This is a genomic window from Bacillus sp. WMMC1349, assembly GCF_013155385.1.
In the GTDB taxonomy this organism is placed as follows: Bacteria; Bacillota; Bacilli; order Bacillales; family Bacillaceae; genus Bacillus.
In genome coordinates this window covers 1564701-1582629 of sequence record NZ_JABJUQ010000007.1, presented here as the reverse complement: position 1 = coordinate 1582629, position 17929 = coordinate 1564701, and the positions used below count along the sequence as shown (strand labels likewise).

General features: G+C 40.5%; 19 protein-coding genes. All 19 read right to left on the bottom strand.

Annotated features, from left to right (window positions below):
- Positions 1 to 22: 22 nt before the first annotated feature.
- Positions 23 to 1237: an aspartate kinase gene (dapG, locus tag HOO54_RS10395; RefSeq protein ID WP_172294943.1), complete on the bottom strand. Its 1215-nt coding sequence runs from the start codon at positions 1235 to 1237 to the stop codon at positions 23 to 25.
- 88 nt (positions 1238 to 1325) lie between these two features.
- Entirely contained in the window at positions 1326 to 2366 is a 1041-nt protein-coding gene (gene asd / locus HOO54_RS10390; RefSeq protein WP_172294941.1) for an aspartate-semialdehyde dehydrogenase, read from the bottom strand.
- 103 nt (positions 2367 to 2469) lie between these two features.
- The gene (gene dpaB / locus HOO54_RS10385) at positions 2470 to 3063 is read right to left on the bottom strand and encodes a dipicolinate synthase subunit B (RefSeq protein ID WP_172299475.1); all 594 of its coding nucleotides are present in this window, start codon (positions 3061 to 3063) and stop codon (positions 2470 to 2472) included.
- 2 nt (positions 3064 to 3065) lie between these two features.
- Positions 3066 to 3959: a dipicolinic acid synthetase subunit A gene (dpaA, locus tag HOO54_RS10380; RefSeq protein WP_172294939.1), complete on the bottom strand. Its 894-nt coding sequence runs from the start codon at positions 3957 to 3959 to the stop codon at positions 3066 to 3068.
- Between the two features lie 149 nt (positions 3960 to 4108).
- On the bottom strand, positions 4109 to 4366 hold the full coding sequence (locus tag HOO54_RS10375) for a YlmC/YmxH family sporulation protein (RefSeq protein WP_172294937.1): 258 nt from the start codon (positions 4364 to 4366) through the stop codon (positions 4109 to 4111).
- Between the two features lie 70 nt (positions 4367 to 4436).
- On the bottom strand, positions 4437 to 5666 hold the full coding sequence (locus HOO54_RS10370) for a M16 family metallopeptidase (protein WP_172294935.1): 1230 nt from the start codon (positions 5664 to 5666) through the stop codon (positions 4437 to 4439).
- Between the two features lie 32 nt (positions 5667 to 5698).
- Entirely contained in the window at positions 5699 to 6613 is a 915-nt protein-coding gene (locus HOO54_RS10365; RefSeq protein WP_172299473.1) for a polysaccharide deacetylase family protein, read from the bottom strand.
- Between the two features lie 193 nt (positions 6614 to 6806).
- Positions 6807 to 8924 carry a polyribonucleotide nucleotidyltransferase gene (gene pnp, locus HOO54_RS10360; protein ID WP_172294933.1) on the bottom strand — a complete coding sequence of 706 codons (2118 nt, stop codon included), beginning with the start codon at positions 8922 to 8924 and terminating at the stop codon, positions 6807 to 6809.
- A gap of 188 nt (positions 8925 to 9112) precedes the next feature.
- On the bottom strand, positions 9113 to 9382 hold the full coding sequence (rpsO, locus tag HOO54_RS10355; RefSeq protein ID WP_003154182.1) for a 30S ribosomal protein S15: 270 nt from the start codon (positions 9380 to 9382) through the stop codon (positions 9113 to 9115).
- 163 nt (positions 9383 to 9545) lie between these two features.
- Positions 9546 to 10511, bottom strand: a complete 966-nt coding sequence (ribF, locus tag HOO54_RS10350) for a bifunctional riboflavin kinase/FAD synthetase (RefSeq protein ID WP_172294931.1) — start codon at positions 10509 to 10511, stop codon at positions 9546 to 9548.
- Between the two features lie 22 nt (positions 10512 to 10533).
- Positions 10534 to 11457, bottom strand: a complete 924-nt coding sequence (gene truB / locus HOO54_RS10345; RefSeq protein ID WP_172294929.1) for a tRNA pseudouridine(55) synthase TruB — start codon at positions 11455 to 11457, stop codon at positions 10534 to 10536.
- A gap of 71 nt (positions 11458 to 11528) precedes the next feature.
- Positions 11529 to 11879, bottom strand: coding sequence for a 30S ribosome-binding factor RbfA (gene rbfA, locus HOO54_RS10340; protein WP_172294927.1), 351 nt, complete (start codon positions 11877 to 11879; stop codon positions 11529 to 11531).
- 18 nt (positions 11880 to 11897) lie between these two features.
- Positions 11898 to 12176 (bottom strand): DUF503 domain-containing protein, encoded by a 279-nt coding sequence (locus tag HOO54_RS10335; RefSeq protein WP_172294925.1) that lies wholly within the window; start codon positions 12174 to 12176, stop codon positions 11898 to 11900.
- A complete protein-coding gene (infB, locus tag HOO54_RS10330; protein ID WP_172294923.1) occupies positions 12173 to 14314 on the bottom strand; it encodes a translation initiation factor IF-2 in 2142 nt (713 codons plus the stop codon). Before infB ends, HOO54_RS10335 begins: the two co-directional genes overlap by 4 nt.
- A gap of 19 nt (positions 14315 to 14333) precedes the next feature.
- Complete coding sequence (locus HOO54_RS10325) at positions 14334 to 14636, bottom strand: YlxQ family RNA-binding protein (RefSeq protein ID WP_172294921.1); 303 nt, start codon at positions 14634 to 14636, stop codon at positions 14334 to 14336.
- Complete coding sequence (gene rnpM, locus HOO54_RS10320) at positions 14637 to 14912, bottom strand: RNase P modulator RnpM (protein WP_172294919.1); 276 nt, start codon at positions 14910 to 14912, stop codon at positions 14637 to 14639.
- 13 nt (positions 14913 to 14925) lie between these two features.
- Positions 14926 to 16041 carry a transcription termination factor NusA gene (gene nusA / locus HOO54_RS10315; protein ID WP_172294917.1) on the bottom strand — a complete coding sequence of 372 codons (1116 nt, stop codon included), beginning with the start codon at positions 16039 to 16041 and terminating at the stop codon, positions 14926 to 14928.
- Between the two features lie 31 nt (positions 16042 to 16072).
- Positions 16073 to 16546 (bottom strand): ribosome maturation factor RimP, encoded by a 474-nt coding sequence (gene rimP, locus HOO54_RS10310; protein ID WP_172294915.1) that lies wholly within the window; start codon positions 16544 to 16546, stop codon positions 16073 to 16075.
- A gap of 262 nt (positions 16547 to 16808) precedes the next feature.
- On the bottom strand, positions 16809 to 17900 hold the full coding sequence (locus tag HOO54_RS10305) for a glycoside hydrolase 5 family protein (protein ID WP_253907776.1): 1092 nt from the start codon (positions 17898 to 17900) through the stop codon (positions 16809 to 16811).
- Positions 17901 to 17929 lie beyond the last annotated feature (29 nt).

Here is a 17929-nt window from a genome sequence, read left to right as displayed (position 1 = left end):
TTCACCTCTAAAGATTCCACTTTTATTTTGATAGTTCAAACACTTCATGTAAAGCATTAACAGCCGATGCCAGATGTTCCTCATGAACAAGCACCCAAATCGTTGTGTGGCTATCAGCGGATTGAAGAATGGCAATACCCTTTTCCGATAAGGCAGTGACGATTTTTGAAGTGACACCTGGGACGCCCATAATCCCTGCTCCTACCGCTGACACTTTTGCACAATTTCTCGTTACAGCGGGGTCATACCCCAATTCTATTAAAATATCTAATGCTCGATCAGTCATGTTTCCAGCTACCGTATATACAATTTCACTTGGTGTAATATTAAAGAAATCTACGCTAATACCAGCGTTTGCCATCGCTTTAAATACTTCTGTCTGTACATTATATTGTCCTTCTTTAGCTGGAACCTTAAACTGAGTGACATTTTTCACATGAGCAATACCTGTGATCAGCCGTTCAAACACATCGCTTCCAGCTTTTGATGAGTGATGACTTGTGACCAGTGTCCCTTTTTCTTTTGAATATGTCGCACGAACCCGAATAGGTACCTTTGCCTGCATGGCGATTTCGACTGCTCTTGGATGAATCACCTTTGCACCCTGGTATGCTAAATTACATATTTCTGTATAAGTGATCACAGGAAGAGGTCTTGCTTTTTCTACGATTCTAGGATCTGCGGTCATGACACCTTCTACATCTGTGAAGATATCAATAAATTCAGCATCTAATGCCGCACCAAGAGCAGCTGCTGATGTATCACTGCCACCGCGGCCGATCGTCGTAATATCTCCTTTTGCTGTCGCTCCCTGAAATCCGGTAACAACAACCGCATCATGGTCGACCAGCATGCTGAGTAGGCGTTCTGGTTTCATTTCGAGAATTCTTGCATTTGTGTGCTGATTATCTGTCAAAAAACCAGCCTGTGCGCCAGTCAATGCCCCGGCTTTAATTCCATTTTCCAACAGCATACTTGAGAAGACAACAGCAGAAATCGTTTCACCGCATGACAATAATAAATCCTGCTCACGTTCGGTGATTGCATCCTGTCTTCCATAAAGCAAATCCAGTAATGAATCGGTCGCATATGGGTCACCTTTTCGGCCCATCGCTGAAACGACAATAACAGCTTTGTATCCTTTATTAATTGCATCTTTAATATGACTAAGGGCGAGTTTTCGGCCGTGATCATCTTTTACAGACGTTCCGCCAAATTTTTGAACGATGATTTTCAATTCATTTCACTCCACATTGATTTCGGACGTAACAGAAGAGAGCAGGCGGGTGTTAGCCTCACTCTCTCCCTAGAAATCTTATCAGTATTTAAACTAAATTTAAAGCTTTTAAACTTTCTGCAATTTGAACAGAATTCCAGGCTGCACCCTTGAGAAGGTTATCAGATACAACCCAAAGATGGAAACCATTTGAGCGATCGAGGTCTTTTCTCACCCTTCCAACAAACACATCTCTTTTCCCTACTGCATCTGCAGGCATTGGATAGAGCTGTTCAGCTGGATTATCCTGAAGGATTACTCCTGGAGCTTCTTTTAACAGGTTTTTGATATCTTCTGCCGTTACATCATCACGGTCAATTTCAATGTAGACAGCCTCGGAATGTCCAGTTGCAATCGGAAGTCTTACACATGTTGCAGAAACTTGAAGTTCAGGCATATGCATTATTTTTTTCGTTTCATTTATCATTTTCATTTCCTCAAACGTAAACCCATTTTCCTGAAATTTATCGATCTGAGGAATCGCATTAAAAGCAATTTGATAGTGTTTTTCATCACTTTTCACTGGCATAATCTGCGCATCAAACGGCTTGTTATTCAGAATCGCTTCCGTTTGGTCATACAGTTCTTTTACAGCTTCATTTCCAGCTCCTGAAACAGCTTGGTATGTTGAAACAATAATTTTATTTAAACCGAAAGCCTTTCTGATTGGCTCAAGTGCAACAACCATTTGAATTGTTGAACAATTCGGGTTTGCAATGATTCCATTATGGTGATGTAAATCTGCTTCATTTACTTCTGGGACGATAAGCGGTGTGTTTTGATCCATGCGAAATGCACTTGTGTTGTCAATCACAATCGCTCCGCGTTTGACAGCCTCGTGAGCAAGTGCCTGTGAGACACTTCCACCCGCACTGAACAAGGCGATATCTACGCCTTCAAAACTTTCCGGAACCGCTTCCTGCACAGTATATTCTTCACCTTTGAATGTGAGTTGCTTACCTGCCGAACGTTTCGAGGATAATAAAGTTAGTTTATCCAGCTCAAAATTTCTTTCTTCTAACGTTTTTAACATTTGCTGTCCTACAGCACCTGTGGCACCAACTACTGCTACATGTAATCCTCTGCCCAAATGTAAAACTCCTTCCACCAATCATGTATAACGATGATTTACTATGATTTTACACTATATTTTAACATAGAAATGAAACAGATGATTGATATTTTTCAAAATCTTATTCATAATTGTTTACAAGAACGGGTTGAATTTGTTTATAGGAAAGGGCTTCCTCAATAGCTGGACATAAAAACTCCATTTTGGCAACGAGTGAATTAGGTTTTTGATATGGATCATCCTGACCAAATGGAATGAAGAAAATATTTTTTGTTGTCATGAGCCTCATCAAATTGACACCGTTAAGACCGAGGGCATCATTTGTAGAAATACCCAAAACGACTGGTTGAGAGTTTCGCATTGTTGCCTTCGCTGCCATTAAGACCGGATTGTCTGTCATTGCATTCGATAGCTTGCTCATTGAGTTGCCTGTCAGTGGAGCAATCACCATACAGTCAAGCGGTGTTTTTGGCCCTAAAGGTTCCGCTTTGGGAATCGTATCAATGACTTCAAATCCTGTTAGTTCTTCGATTTTGCGTACCCATTCTTTTCCTTCACCAAAGCGTGTATTGGACGATTTTACAGTTGATGTCACGATCGGTCTAACTTCCGCCCCACTATTTACAAGATCTTCAATTTGTGGAAATATTGCATCATACGTACAATGTGAACCAGTGAGACCAAATCCGATTCGTTTCCCTTTGAGTGACATAATGACTACTCCTTTCCATCAGTTGTTGCTTGTGATAAAAGATGACACAAAACATTAGCGATGATCTGACCGGCGGTTTTCGGCGCTACAATACCTGGAAGTCCTGGAGCAAGCAGCGCTTTTATACCTTGCTTTTCAGCATAATCAAAATCCGTGCCACCAGGCCGAGTGGCTAGATCGAGAATCAATGTTCTCGGTGTCATTCGTGAAAGAACCGTTCGATTAAGAATAAGACTTGGAATGGTATTAATACAAATATCGGTATTTTCAACATGTTCGCCAAGCTGGCTGATGTGGAAAGGGGTAAGACCCATTTCCGTGATTCTAGCGAGATGGGCTGAGTCTCGCGCACCGACTTTCACATGTGCTCCAAGAGCCGAAAAAGCCCTGCTAATACTCATTCCGGTTCGCCCAAGCCCAAGAACCATAATATTTGAGCCATGGATGGTGTAGTCGGTATGCTGTATTGCCATCATGATGGTTCCTTCAACTGTAGGTATCGAATTATAAATGGCAATATCGTCTCTTTCCATAAGCTTAATAAGACTGCGATTTGCCCCTTTGGCTATTCCATCTAAATAATCATTAGAAATTCCTGAATAAATCGTACAGTTTGGCTTCGTTTTTTCTACATCATGTTGTGTTAATATCACTTTTTCGTTTGAAAACACTGTTGCAACTGAACCATCAGCTGCTGTCCCTGAAACAGGCAGAATGATACTGTCTATTACACCGAAATCCAGTTCATTTAATTTGCATTTTGTTGCACCGGTAAACCCATGATCAAGCTGATCAAAACCGACCAAGAAAACTTTTGCCTCTTGTTCTGTTAGTTTGCGAATGATCTCTAGCTGCCTTGCATCTCCTCCGATGAGTGCAATTGTCAATCCGGTTAACATGGCTCTAACATTCACCTTCTTTTTGACAAAGATCTTAATTCATAAGCTAATTTCATCATATGACAAAAAGGAAATAGCGGTGAATTAAAATTGTTTTATTAACGCAAACAAAAAACCTGGCTTTCCTAAGCTGCCAGGTCAAGGATATGTTATTTATCATCGCTTCCGATTTCTTCAGGGACATCAAGAATAATCATATCCGATCCGATTTTACGAATCTGTGTCCAAGGAACTCTAATTTCATCCCCTTGTTTCCTTAATCCAAACCATTTAAGTGAGGGAATGATAAGTGCGGTAATCCGGCCGTCCTCTTCATTGATCTCAAGATCTGTTTGCCCCAAAACCCCGAGACGTTCAGCACGTTTGACATCGACGATTTCTTTTCCCGAAAGTTCACTAAGCCTCATAAAAAACCCTCCTTTTGTTATGGTGTATGTCTCAATATAAAAAAACATGCCTGCCTAAGCGGCAAGCAGTTTATTTTGGCAATTCACCAGTTGGACTGATAAGTGCCATTGAATAATCATCTGTAAATATTTGTTTCACCAATCGATTGACACGGTCAAGATTGACTGCGTTTAATGTTTCCAACATTTCGTCCAGGGTCCGGTGTTTTCCAAGCAAAAGTTCATTTTTTCCGTTGCGGCTCATTTTGCTATTTGTGCTTTCTAAACCGAGCATCAGACTGCCTTTCATTTGTTCCTTGCTGTTTTCGAGCTCTTTTGGTGTAACGCCTTCGTTTTTTAAAATCCGAAGTGTTTCATGAATCGTTTCTGAAAGAAGCTGAAGCTGGTTAGCGCCTGTTCCACCATAAATGGTCACCATTCCGCTGTCTTCGTATGAGCTGTGGAAGCTAAACACTGAATATGCGAGCCCTTTATCTTCACGGACATCTTGAAAAAGGCGGCTGCTCATGCTTCCTCCCAAAATATTGTTCATGACAATCAAATCATAAATTTCTGAATGTCCGGCTTTTAAGCCTTTGAAACCGAGACAAAGATGGGCTTGTTCTGTCTCCTTTTTACGTGCCAATTTTTCATTGTAAAAATCGGGTTCTGTCATTCCTGTTTTGTTTCCAGTTGCTTCATAAGAACCAAAATGTTTTTCAGCTTCCTTAATAAAACTTTCAGAAACGTTTCCAGCAATCGATATGACGACGCGATCAGGTGTGTAGTGTTCATCTATATATTTTCTCAAAGAGGCTCCATTAAACTTAGCAAGTGTTTCTTCACTGCCGAGAATAGGATAACCAAGCGAGTTGTTTCCAAATGAGGCTTTACTAAGTAAATCATGGACAATATCATCTGGTGTATCTTCATACATTTTGATTTCTTCATAGACAACGTTTTTTTCTTTTTTTAATTCTTCTTCATCAAATGAAGAATGAAAGAACATATCAGCTAGAATATCTAAAGCATAACTCGCGTATTCATCAAGAACTTTCGCATAATAGCATGTATACTCTTTTGAAGTAAATGCATTGACTTGTCCGCCTATTCTATCAAAAGACTCGGCGATATCTCTGGCTGTCCGTGTTTTTGTTCCCTTAAAAAACATGTGTTCCAAAAAGTGTGAAATACCATTAATGTCCGGTGTTTCATGTCTCGATCCAGTTCCGATCCAAACACCGATTGCCACAGATCGGACTGTAGGATTATTTTCAAGTACGATTCGTACTCCATTTTGACAAGTATACCGTTTTATCAAATTTGTTCCTCCTATTCAAAGAACGCATATCACTATTCTTTCATGATCCTTGTTTCGTTCAACAATTGTGAGACGGTTCCAATTTGAAAGCCTTTTCCCCTTAGTTTTTGAATGAGGATAGCGAGGCTTTTTGCAGTGGCATCTGTTGGATGCATTAATATGATCGCTCCATTATGCACTTTGCTTAAAACGCGGTGTTGCAAAACAGCTGGTTGTGGTTTTTGCCAATCGATTGTATCAACTGTCCACATGATCGTTCCCATCCCTAAGTGATGTGCCTGATCAACAACTTCTTTGCGAAAACTTCCACTAGGAGGTGCAAACCATTTTGGTTCCACCTGAAGCGTTTTCTTGATGATTTCATTTGTCAGCTGCAGCTGTTCAGAAATTCGTTCACTCGTCAGTTTGCTCATATCAGGGTGATTGTATGAATGGTTTCCGATTTCATGTCCATCATTGAAAATGGTTTTTGCTAAATCTGGATGTTTTTCTACCCATTTCCCTTCTATAAAAAAAGTCGCTTTCACTTGATATTTTTTCAAAATAGGGAGCATTTTTGTTAAATACTCATTTCCCCAAGCAACATTAATAATGAATGAGACCATCGGTTTATCGGGATGTCCGTGGTAAATCGGCTCAGGTTTTAATGATTGGAGGTGGACTTCCGGTTTGACCTGATCATAAACAAGTAACTTCTCATCAAATAAACCGGCCTTTTTCATTTTCCGATAAGATTTTTCAAGATTCACTTTTAAACCGTTATAGCCAGGGGTCGCTTTCCAAATCTGATCAATTTTCGCATTCTGTGCTTTTATTTCATATTGAGGCGCTTTTTCAATCAGCTCCTGATAAATACTGTCGTGTTGGGTACTGACTGTAGCGGCATCTTTTTTTATAGCATCTATGTAATTTAGCTTATATGGAGTTTTGATCATCTGATATGACATGATGAAAAGAAAGAAAAAGACGAAACATCGAACAGCGGTCCTCTTCAATTGGATTCCTCCCTTCCCCACAAATTATGTGAGAAAAGGACAAGATAGAACTGAGCAAATCAGTCCGCTCAAAATAAAAGAAGCCGGGTCTCCCAGGCTCCTTCTCAAGCTTAACACACCTGACAGAAGCAAGATAGACACCGATTTACGATTTTTGTTCCTCATTTTCCTTCTGTTCACGCAGTACAGCCTTTCTCGATAGATTAACCCGTCCTTGCTTGTCAATTTCCGTTACTTTCACAAGAAGTTCATCACCGATTTTAACAACATCTTCAACTTTACCGACACGTTCAAGTGCAAGCTCTGAAATATGGACTAAACCATCTTTGCCACTAAATAGTTCAACAAAAGCGCCAAATTTCTCAATTCGTTTCACTTTACCTAAGTAAAGCTGTCCAACTTCAACCTCTCTGACAAGGTCTTCAATGATTTTCTTCGCTTTTTGATTCATACTTTCATCTGTCGAAGAAATAAAGATTGTTCCATCTTGTTCAATATCAATTTTAACACCAGTGTCTTCAATAATTTTATTAATTTGCTTTCCGCTTGGACCGATGACATCGCGGATTTTATCCGGATTGATCGCCATTGTCAAGATCTTCGGCGCATATGGAGACAGCTCTTTTCTTGCTTCTCTAATTGTAGAGAGCATACTTTCAAGAATCTCCATTCTGCCTTTTTTCGCCTGGTGTAGAGCTTCTTGCAAAATCTCTCGTGACAAACCTGCAATTTTAATATCCATTTGCAGAGCAGTGACACCTTTCGCTGTTCCTGCTACTTTAAAGTCCATGTCCCCAAGGGCATCTTCCATTCCCTGAATATCTGTTAATACCGTGTAATGATCACCGGATTTGACAAGCCCCATCGCAATCCCGGCAACTGGTGCTTTAATTGGTACCCCAGCATCCATCATCGCAAGTGTGCTTGCACAAATGCTTGCTTGTGAAGTTGAGCCATTTGATTCAAGTACTTCTGAAACAAGACGAACTGTGTATGGAAAATCTTTTTCAGATGGGATAATCGGTTCAAGTGCCCGTTCACCAAGTGCTCCATGACCAATTTCGCGTCGGCCTGGTCCGCGCATCGGTCCTGTTTCCCCAACGCTAAACTGCGGAAAGTTATAATGGTGCATAAATCGTTTAGATTCTTCAACACCGAGACCATCCAAAATTTGAACATCTCCAAGTGCACCAAGTGTACAAATGCTAAGTGCCTGAGTTTGTCCTCTTGTAAATAGTCCTGAACCATGTGTCCTCGGAAGTAGACCTACTTCTGAAGAAAGCGGACGGATTTCAGCAACACCTCTGCCATCAGGACGGATTTTTTCTTCGGTGATCAGACGGCGCACTTCATTTTTCACAAGCTGTCCTAAAATATTTTTCACCTGTTTAAGTGTTTCTTCATCATGTTCTTCTTCTTCAAACTTAGCGACAACTGTATTTTTCACTTCGCTAATCGCTTTTTCGCGTGCATGCTTTTCATGAACCTGAATCGCCTTTAGTAAATCGGTTTCAGCCATGGCTTGAACTTTTGCTTTTAGATCGGAATCGATCTCATACAATGAAATGTCTGATTTTTCTTTTCCGACAACTGCAACAATTTCTTCTTGAAAAGCAATCAGACGCTTAATTTCTTCATGACCGAACATGATCGCTTCAAGCATGGTCTCTTCCGGTACTTCTTCAGCACCTGCTTCAACCATGTTAATCGCATCTTTTGTTCCTGCTACTACTAAATGGATATCGCTTTTCTCAAGCTGTTCAAGTGTCGGATTAATAATAAATTCGTTATCAATCCTTCCCACTGTCACACCAGCAATCGGTCCTTCAAACGGAATATCTGACACTGAAAGTGCAAGTGATGAACCAAACATTGCTGCCATTTCTGAGGAACAATTTTGGTCCACACTCATGACAATGCTAACGACCTGAACTTCATTACGGAATCCATCAGCAAACAGCGGGCGGATTGGCCGATCAATTAAGCGGCTAGCAAGAATCGCTTTTTCGCTCGGTCTTCCCTCTCTTTTAATAAATCCGCCTGGAATTTTCCCAACTGCATAAAGTCTTTCTTCATAGTTAACAGTTAGAGGAAAGAAATCTACAGTTTTCGGTTCTTTTGAAGCTGTTGCAGTACTGAGAACGGCAGTATCTCCATAACGGATCATAACAGCTCCGTTTGCTTGTTTAGCAAGCTGACCTGTTTCAACAATTAATTTTCGGCCGGCCCAATCTATGGAAAAGACGTGTTTCTCTTGTCCCATTTAATATGAACTCCTCTCTTTGGATAGTTTTTAGATTACTCCTATTATGAACGAAATGAATTGAACATATCAATGGCAAAATCCTATGTAAACTTGTTATAAAATGATTTATATGAGCAACATGTTTGGAGTTTCCAGATATTCGTTTTTATACGATAAAAAAGCGGGAATCCTCCCGCTTTTTACGATTATCGACGTAATCCTAGTTTGTTGATCAACTCACGGTAACGAGTGACGTCTTTATTACGAAGATACGTAAGAAGATTACGACGTTTACCTACCATTTTAAGAAGACCGCGACGTGAGTGATGGTCTTTCTTATGAGTGCGTAAATGCTCGTTCAGATTGTTGATTGAATCTGTTAGGATAGCGATCTGAACTTCCGGTGAACCCGTGTCAGATTCGTGTGTTTTGAACTCACTAATGAGTTGATTTTTACGCTCTTGAGTAATTGCCATCCTGTTTCACCTCCAAATAATATTAGCCCCGATGACCTAGCAAACGCCGGTGATTCGATTTGCCAAGTGAGCGGTTTTAAAGCTACAGAAACTATGATACTAGAAAGACAGCTGTTATGCAACTACTTACAATAAACTTTTTCATCAACATGATTGACGATTATTAATATTTGTATACGTATAGCTTCCGTTCTTTAAAAAAGCGAATCGCCGCGTGTTTATCTTTTGTAATTTGTTTAATAAGATCGTTCATATTGTCAAACTTTTTTTCATTTCTCAGCCTTTTATGCCATTCAACCCGAATTTGTTTTCCATATATTTCTTCATCAAAATCAAATAAATTCACTTCAATTGAAGGCTGATCAGGACGTTTTTGATAAAAAGTGGGTCGATATCCAACATTACAGATCCCGTTGAAAGATTGCCCTTCTATCTCGGCTTTGACAGCATATACACCTGTTGGAGGTACAATATACAAGTCTGAAAGTCCAATATTGGCTGTTGGAAAACCCATTCTTCGCCCCCGTTTATCCCCCTCGATGACAATGCCTTTGACATCATACGGTCTTCCTAACAATTGAGCGACATATGCTACATCACCTTCTCGAAGAAGACCTCTTATTCTAGTCGAGCTCACCTTCTCATCCTGCTTGGATAATTTAGCAACTGCTGTACTGTTTACACGTCCTTTTGCATACTCTTGGAAGTTTTCGATTGTACCTTTTCCAAATTTACCAAAAGTAAAGTCAAAGCCTGCTACAATATGACAGACATTAAATTCGATAATATATTGATCAATAAATTCCTCTGGTGAAAGGGAAGCAAACTGAGGACTGAATTCCACGATATATAAAAAGTCGGCTTCTAAACTTTCGATGATTTTCATTTTGTCATCTAAAGGCGTAATCCACTCTTTAGGCTCACAACCTTTGTTGAGAATAGCTGACGGATGAGGGTAGAAGGTCATTACAGACGTTTTGACGCCTGCTTGGTCTGCCGTTTTTTTCGCGGTGCGAATCACTTCCTGGTGCCCCAGATGAATCCCGTCAAAAAAACCTAGTGCCATCACTGATTTTGGGAAGTCCTCACGTTTTAAATTGTGAGGATGAGAAATATGTATCGTCTTCAAAACGGTCACCTTTTCTTCTTGTTCACTTATTTCGCGCGAATACTTTTGCCGGTTTTAACAATCCGGATTTTGTTGGATGCGGGTAATAGATAGCTGTACACAAGCCTTCTTCTGTAAAGACCGCCAAACGGTCTTCGCTCGTTAGATGTAAAAAACAAACGGGCGTTTCAAGCACTGCTCCATTTTCCACTTTCTTAGCTAATGTATCATTAATGTTCCATTTCGGCAAATGATCAAGTGCACGTTCAACGGGTACCATCTGTTCAGCTAAGCTGCCGGTATCAAGAAGTTTTTCTATATCTTCAAAGGTCAAACATTGATCAAGTGTAAAATCACCGGAGGCGGTTCTCCTTAAATGAGACATATGAGCAGGATATCCAAGCTTTTCGCCAATGGTAACTGCCAAGGTTCTGACATACGTACCCTTTGAACATGTCACATGGAACCGAAAGCGTACCGTATCGTGTTCATAGCTGATTGCAGATGCCAAGTCAATCTGATGAATCGTAATTGTTCGACTTGGCCTTTCGACTTCAAGTCCCGCTCTAGCGTATTCATATAATTTTTTCCCATTGACTTTGACTGCCGAATACATTGGAGGTACTTGTTCAAGTGGTCCTTCAAGACTTTTAAGTACACTCTTAACCGTTTTTTCATCAGGCGGGGTCTTAATCGGTTTTTTTTCAATCACCTCTCCCGTCTGATCTTCTGTCGTCGTTGAAAAACCGAGCGTGATTTCAGCATCATATGTCTTTGCTTTTTCTGTTAAATATTCAACGATCTTGGTTGCTCTTCCAATACAAATTGGAAGAACACCTGACACTTCAGGATCGAGTGTCCCTGTGTGACCAACCTTTTTTGTCTTTAGCAGCTTACGAATTTTCATGACACAGTCATGAGAAGTCATTCCAGCCGGTTTATGTAAAAGCAGGACTCCGTTAAACATGTAGGTTGTTTCACTCCTTTCCATTAGTTAAAAAGGACAGGCAGTTGGATTCCGCCTATCCTTTTTGTGTTTTATTCGTCTTTGTTTGAATTCAGCTCATGAATCAATGTTTCGATCCGGTTTCCGTAATCGATGGATTCATCGAATTCAAATTGAATTTCAGGTGTTTTGCGGAGCCTGATTCGATTCCCAAGTTCAGATCGAATAAAGCCTTTTGCTTTTGCTAAGCCTGCTAGTGTCTCTTCTCTTTTCTTGTGATCACCAAGAACGGAAATATACACTTTAGCAATTTGCAGATCACCAGAGACTCTGACATCTGTGACCGTTAGAAATCCGATTCTCGGATCTTTTATCTTTCGTCCGATGATGTCTCCAAGTTCTTTTTTCATCTGCTCACCTACACGGGTCGCTCTCATACTCATGACCATACCACCTCTATATTAAAACCACTCTGTTCTCGTGATCGTCCGTTCAATTTCCGGAAAAGAGTCGATAAAGGCTAGAACGCGCTGCAGCTCTTTTTCCGTATGAACACGGGAAGAAGAAACAGCGGCAATTCCAAAGCTAGTGTGCTGCCATGTATCTTGGTAGGCTATTTCTGCTATAGAGACATTAAACCTTCCCCGGATTCTTGTCAACACCCGCTTTAGAACTGCACGTTTTTCCTTAAGTGATAATGCATCATAAATGATACATTCACATTCAACAAAACCGATCACTGTCTTTCGATTTCCTGCATGACATACGCTTCAATGACATCACCTTCACGTATGTCGTTATATTTCTTAATCGTAATACCACATTCATAACCTTGTGCAACTTCTTTTACATCATCTTTAAAGCGTTTCAGTACATCTACTTCTCCTTCAAAAATGACGACACCATCGCGAATTAAGCGGATTCCGCTATCTCTCGTAATCGTTCCTTCTGTTACATAGCCACCGGCAATCGTACCGATTTTTGAAACTTTGAATGTTTGGCGAACTTCGACCATGCCGATCACTTTTTCTTCATATTCAGGATCAAGCATACCTTTCATAGCCGCTTCAATTTCATCGATGACTTTATAAATGATACGGTGCAGCCTGATATCAACATTTTCGACATCAGCCGTACTCCTAGCATTTCCGTCTGGTCTTACATTAAACCCAATGACAATCGCATTTGAAGCAGATGCTAAAATAATATCTGATTCAGTAATTGCCCCAACACCGGTGTGAATAATCTTCACTCTGACGCCTTCGACTTCAATTTTTTGCAATGCAGCGGCTAAAGCTTCCACAGAACCTTGAACATCAGCTTTAACGACAAGGTTGATTTCTTTAACATCACCTTGTTTAATCTGTTCGAATAGATCATCAAGACTGAGTTTTGCTTTATCACTGCGTTGTTCTTCAAGTTGTTTTGAAGCACGCGATTCACCAACTGAACGGGCTGTTTTCTCATCTTTAAAGACAAGGAACTGATCCCCTGCATGTGGAACTTCGTTCAAACCAGTAATTTCAACCGGTGTAGATGGACCAGCTGATTTGACACGTCTACCGATATCATTGACCATCGCACGTACCCGACCAAATGTGTTGCCGACAACGATTGGATCACCGACATGGAGAGTTCCATTCTGAACAAGTAATGTTGCCACAGAACCTTTTCCTTTATCAAGTTCAGCTTCAATAACTGTACCTTTTGATCGGCGGTTCGGGTTCGCTTTCAATTCTTCAACTTCACTAACGAGCAGAATCATTTCAATCAACTCGTCGATCCCTTCACCTGAAAGAGCAGACAGAGGTACAAAAATCGTTTCGCCTCCCCATGCTTCTGGGACAAGGCCATGCTCTGTCAACTCCTGCATCACACGATCAGGATTGGCCGCTGGTTTATCAATTTTATTGACAGCTACAATAATGGGAACTTCTGCTGCTTTTGCATGGTTAATCGCTTCAATTGTTTGAGGCATTACACCATCATCTGCAGCTACAACAAGAATCGTAATGTCAGTCACTTCAGCCCCGCGCGCGCGCATCGTTGTAAATGCGGCGTGTCCCGGTGTATCAAGAAATGTAATCTTTTTACCGTTTTCTTCAATTTGATAAGCGCCGATATGTTGTGTAATTCCGCCTGCTTCTCCTTCAACAACTTTCGTTTTACGAATGCTGTCGAGAAGGGTTGTTTTTCCATGGTCTACGTGTCCCATGATCGTCACAACAGGAGGACGGATTTCAAGATCTTCTTCTTGATCATGCTCTTCATATTTTTCAAATTCGGTTTCTTCATGGACGATCACTTCTTCTACTTCTACACCATATTCAGAAGCAATAAGTTCAACGGTATCTTTATCAAGATCCTGGTTGATTGTTGCCATGACACCGAGCAGCATCAGCTTTTTAATAATCTCTGATGGTTCTTTTCCAAGTGCCTCTGCTAACGCACCGACTGTAAGAGAATTCGTAAATGTAATTTTTTCTGGAAGTTCTTTTTTCGGTTTGATTTGTCTCTCTTGTTGTGATTGTGTATGTTGATTTTTATTTCGTTTATTTTTTTTGTTGTTTTTCTTCTTATTGTTATTGTTAAATTGAGTATTTTGCACGTTATTCTTCTTTCCATCTCGATTTTTATTTGGTTTTGTTGTAGAATGCTGCTTTTGACCGCTTGAATCAGCAGGTTTTGCCGCTTGCTTTTTCTCAGCAGGCTGTCCGCTGCTTTTTTTGAACTTTTTATCAAGCTGTTTGATCGCATCTTCCCCAATCATTGCCATATGATTATTGACTTCCATATTCAGATCTTTCAATACCGCTAAGATGTCCTTACTTGAAACATTTATGGTTTTTGCATATTCATAAACTCTCATTTTAGCCATTCGTTCACCCCCAAAAAAATTAATCGAGCTTTCGGAGCAACGTATTCGCAAAACCTTGGTCAGTTACGGCTACAACAACACGGGACTCTTTGCCGATTGAACGACCTAAAAGGAGACGATCACCGACTGTTTTGAATGGAACATTGTAGTATTTGCATTTATCTGTGACTTTTTTCTCCGTGTTAAAAGAGACATCTTTTGCCAGTAACACAAGTTTTGCGCGTGAATGTCTGATTTCTTTTACGACCAGGTCTTCACCGGACACGACTTTTCGAGCTCGATTCGCTAGGCCTAGCAAGGAAAACCACTCCGAATCTGACATTTATCTGTTCTCCTTTTCTGCTAGTTCCAACAGTTCATCAAAAATCTGACCATCAATTTGTGCTTGAAGCTGATTAGCTAAACTATTTTTCTTTTTTGCAGTTAAAATAACTTCTTTATCAAGTGTAAGATAAGCTCCCCGCCCGTTCTTTTTTCCAGTCGGATCAACGGAAACCTCTCCTTCTTTAGAACGGACGACACGAATGAGCTCTTTTTTCGGCTTCATTTCCCCTGTTACAACGCATTTTCTAAGCGGGATCTTCTTTCGGCTTTTCACCAAAGGTCACCTCTTATTCATCCGATTCTGGCATTTCGTCTTCTAAGAAAAGCGCTTCCTGCTCTTCTTCGAACTCTCTAGGGTAAATCCCTAGTTCTCTTGCATCTGTTTCACTTTTAATATCTATTTTCCAGTTGGTTAACTTTGCTGCCAAGCGAGCATTTTGTCCTCTTTTGCCAATCGCAAGTGATAGTTGGTAATCTGGAACGATTACCGTTGTCGACTTCTCTTCTTCATTCACGATGACATCTAGCACTTTAGATGGACTTAATGCATTGGCAACAAATTCGACAGGATCATTTGACCAGTGGACAATATCTATTTTCTCGCCTTTCAGTTCATTAACGATTGCCTGAACACGCTGTCCTTTAGGACCTACACAAGCACCGACCGGATCGATATCAGGATCTTCTGTCCGGACGGAAATTTTAGAGCGATCTCCCGCCTCTCTTGCTACAGACTTGAGCTCAACTGTTCCATCATAAATTTCTGGCACTTCAATTTCAAAAAGACGTTTTAGTAAGCCAGGGTGAGTTCTTGAAACGTAAATTTGTGGACCCTTCGTTGTTTTTTCAACTTTTGTGATAAACACCTTAATGCGATCATGAGGTTTATAGACTTCATTCGGCATTTGTTCACCAGTCGGCAGAAGCGCTTCAATTTTCCCTAATGAAACATAGATAAATTTATTGTCAATTCGCTGAACGATACCGGTCATAATATCTTCTTCACGATCAATAAATTCTGAATAGATGACACCTCGCTCCGCCTCACGGACACGCTGTGTAACCACCTGTTTTGCCGTCTGGGCAGCAATACGACCGAAATCTTTCGGAGTCACTTCGATCTCAACAACATCGCCGACAATATAGTTTGGATTGATATTTCTCGCGTTATCAATCGAGATTTCTAGCCGTGGGTCATAGACTTCATCCACGACATCCTTTCTAGCAAATACACGAATTGTACCCGTGTCGCGGTTTAAGTCGACCCTGACATTTTGCGCCTGATTAAAGTTCCGTTTATAAGCGGAGATAAGCGCAGCCTCAATTGCTTCGATAATAATGTCTTTACTGATTCCCTTTTCTCTTTCAAGAACCGTCAGGGCATCTAACAACTCACTACTCATGTTTATGGTTTCCCCCTTAAACAGTCAAAAATTAATTGAACGAAACTGCTAGCCTTGCTTTTCCTATTTTTTCGTAAGGAATATTGATTTTTTTCTGCCTTGTTTTGATTGTCATCGTTACTTCGACGAACTCACCGTCAAACTCAGAAAGAATGCCTTCGAACTCTTTATATCCTTCAATTGGTTCATAGGTCTTAATAAATACGTTTTTTCCGAGCGCTTTCATGAAATCGGCTTCTTTCTTGAGCGGCCGTTCAGCTCCTGGAGATGATACTTCGAGAAAATAGTTCTGCTTGATTGGATCGGACTCATCCAGCTTTTCACTAAGAGCTTCGCTAACTTTGGCACACTCTTCAATATCGACCCCTGAATCCGAATCAACAAACACCCGAAGGAACCAGTTTTGACCTTCCTTGACAAATTCGATGTCGACAAGTTCAAGCTGAAGACTGTCTAAAATAGGCTGGACCATTTCGCTGACGGTATCGATCACTTTGTTACTCAATTCTCTTCCTCCTTGTGCAGGCTCCCATTCATCAGCTCTCTCGTAAAAACCCTGCTTGTTAAGCAGGGATCATAGAAAAAACGATGAACATGTCGAGACAAAATTACCTTGTCAATACAAAAGAGCGGGTTTCCCCACTCTTCGCCTCGGCTATCGTTAGCATTTCCAATAAAACTATACCATAACCATATTTTTAATGCAAATCAGTTTGCTTCAAGTATTTGTATCATCTGGTTATGATGTATGTGTACCTTTTTAGATATCATTTTTCATTCATTCGTTTGGCATGTTCTGAAATAATTGCTGCTGAAGAACTTGGATAAACAATCCGAAATCCATCATAATCAGGATAGAGTGTACCATCATCTTGAATACCAGTCAAAATCCAAAATTGGCTTCCTGCCCCATGATGTTTTTCAATCAAATCAAGCCATGATTTGTACACATGATCTCTCCTTGTTTGATCTTTAAAACCGTACTCTTCCAGCACAACCGGTTTACCGATTTTTTTCCCATCACGGATATGGTCTGTAATCCACTGATTTCCCCATTCCGCTGTCTTCCCCCAATGATCTGGATACAAATGGTATGTTCCGTAATCAATGTTGGGAAGAGCGGTGAGCCTCATCCAGTCAACTCCTTCACCACCGTTAAAAATCCAATCATGATGACCAACTATCCGGTAAAACCCTTCATCACCTACTGCGACAAGATGCTTCTGATCAATTGATTTGATGTATGAGCTCATTTCATCCGCCCATTCAACTAGAATGTTTCCGCTCTTGTCTGACCGGACTCTCGGCTCATTTGCCAGTTCCCATGTCATAATGGCGGGATCGTCTTTATATTTTACACCTGTATATGTGTTCACTCGATTCAACATATATGAAACATAATGTTTATAAGCTTGCTTAATCCGCGGGTCTGTATAAAACGCATCATGCCCGTCTGCTTCAAACCAGCGAACATATTGATTCATTCCGCCAAACTCATCCCAGTTGTTTACAAATGGAATGACCAATTTAACTCCCATTTGACCCGCTTTATAAATCGCATAATCAAGTTTAGAAAAGCCTGATTCATCATAAACACCAGGGGCAGGCTGCATAACAGACTGATCATGTGCTTTTCCATCAAGAAATCCCCAAATGCGAATCACTTTCAAGTTCATCGCTTTCATATCGTGAAAGACATCATCAACCATTTTTTTAGACTTATAATGAAAATAATAGTTATTGGTTCCGGCAAAATAAAAAGGCTTGCCATTTAACATGAATTTTGTTCCAGATGTTGAAACAAAAGGAGATGCAGCATTAGCCGGACGGGAAAAACCAAACAAACTGAAAGAAATCATGACAAAACAAAACGACAGAATTTTCAGTG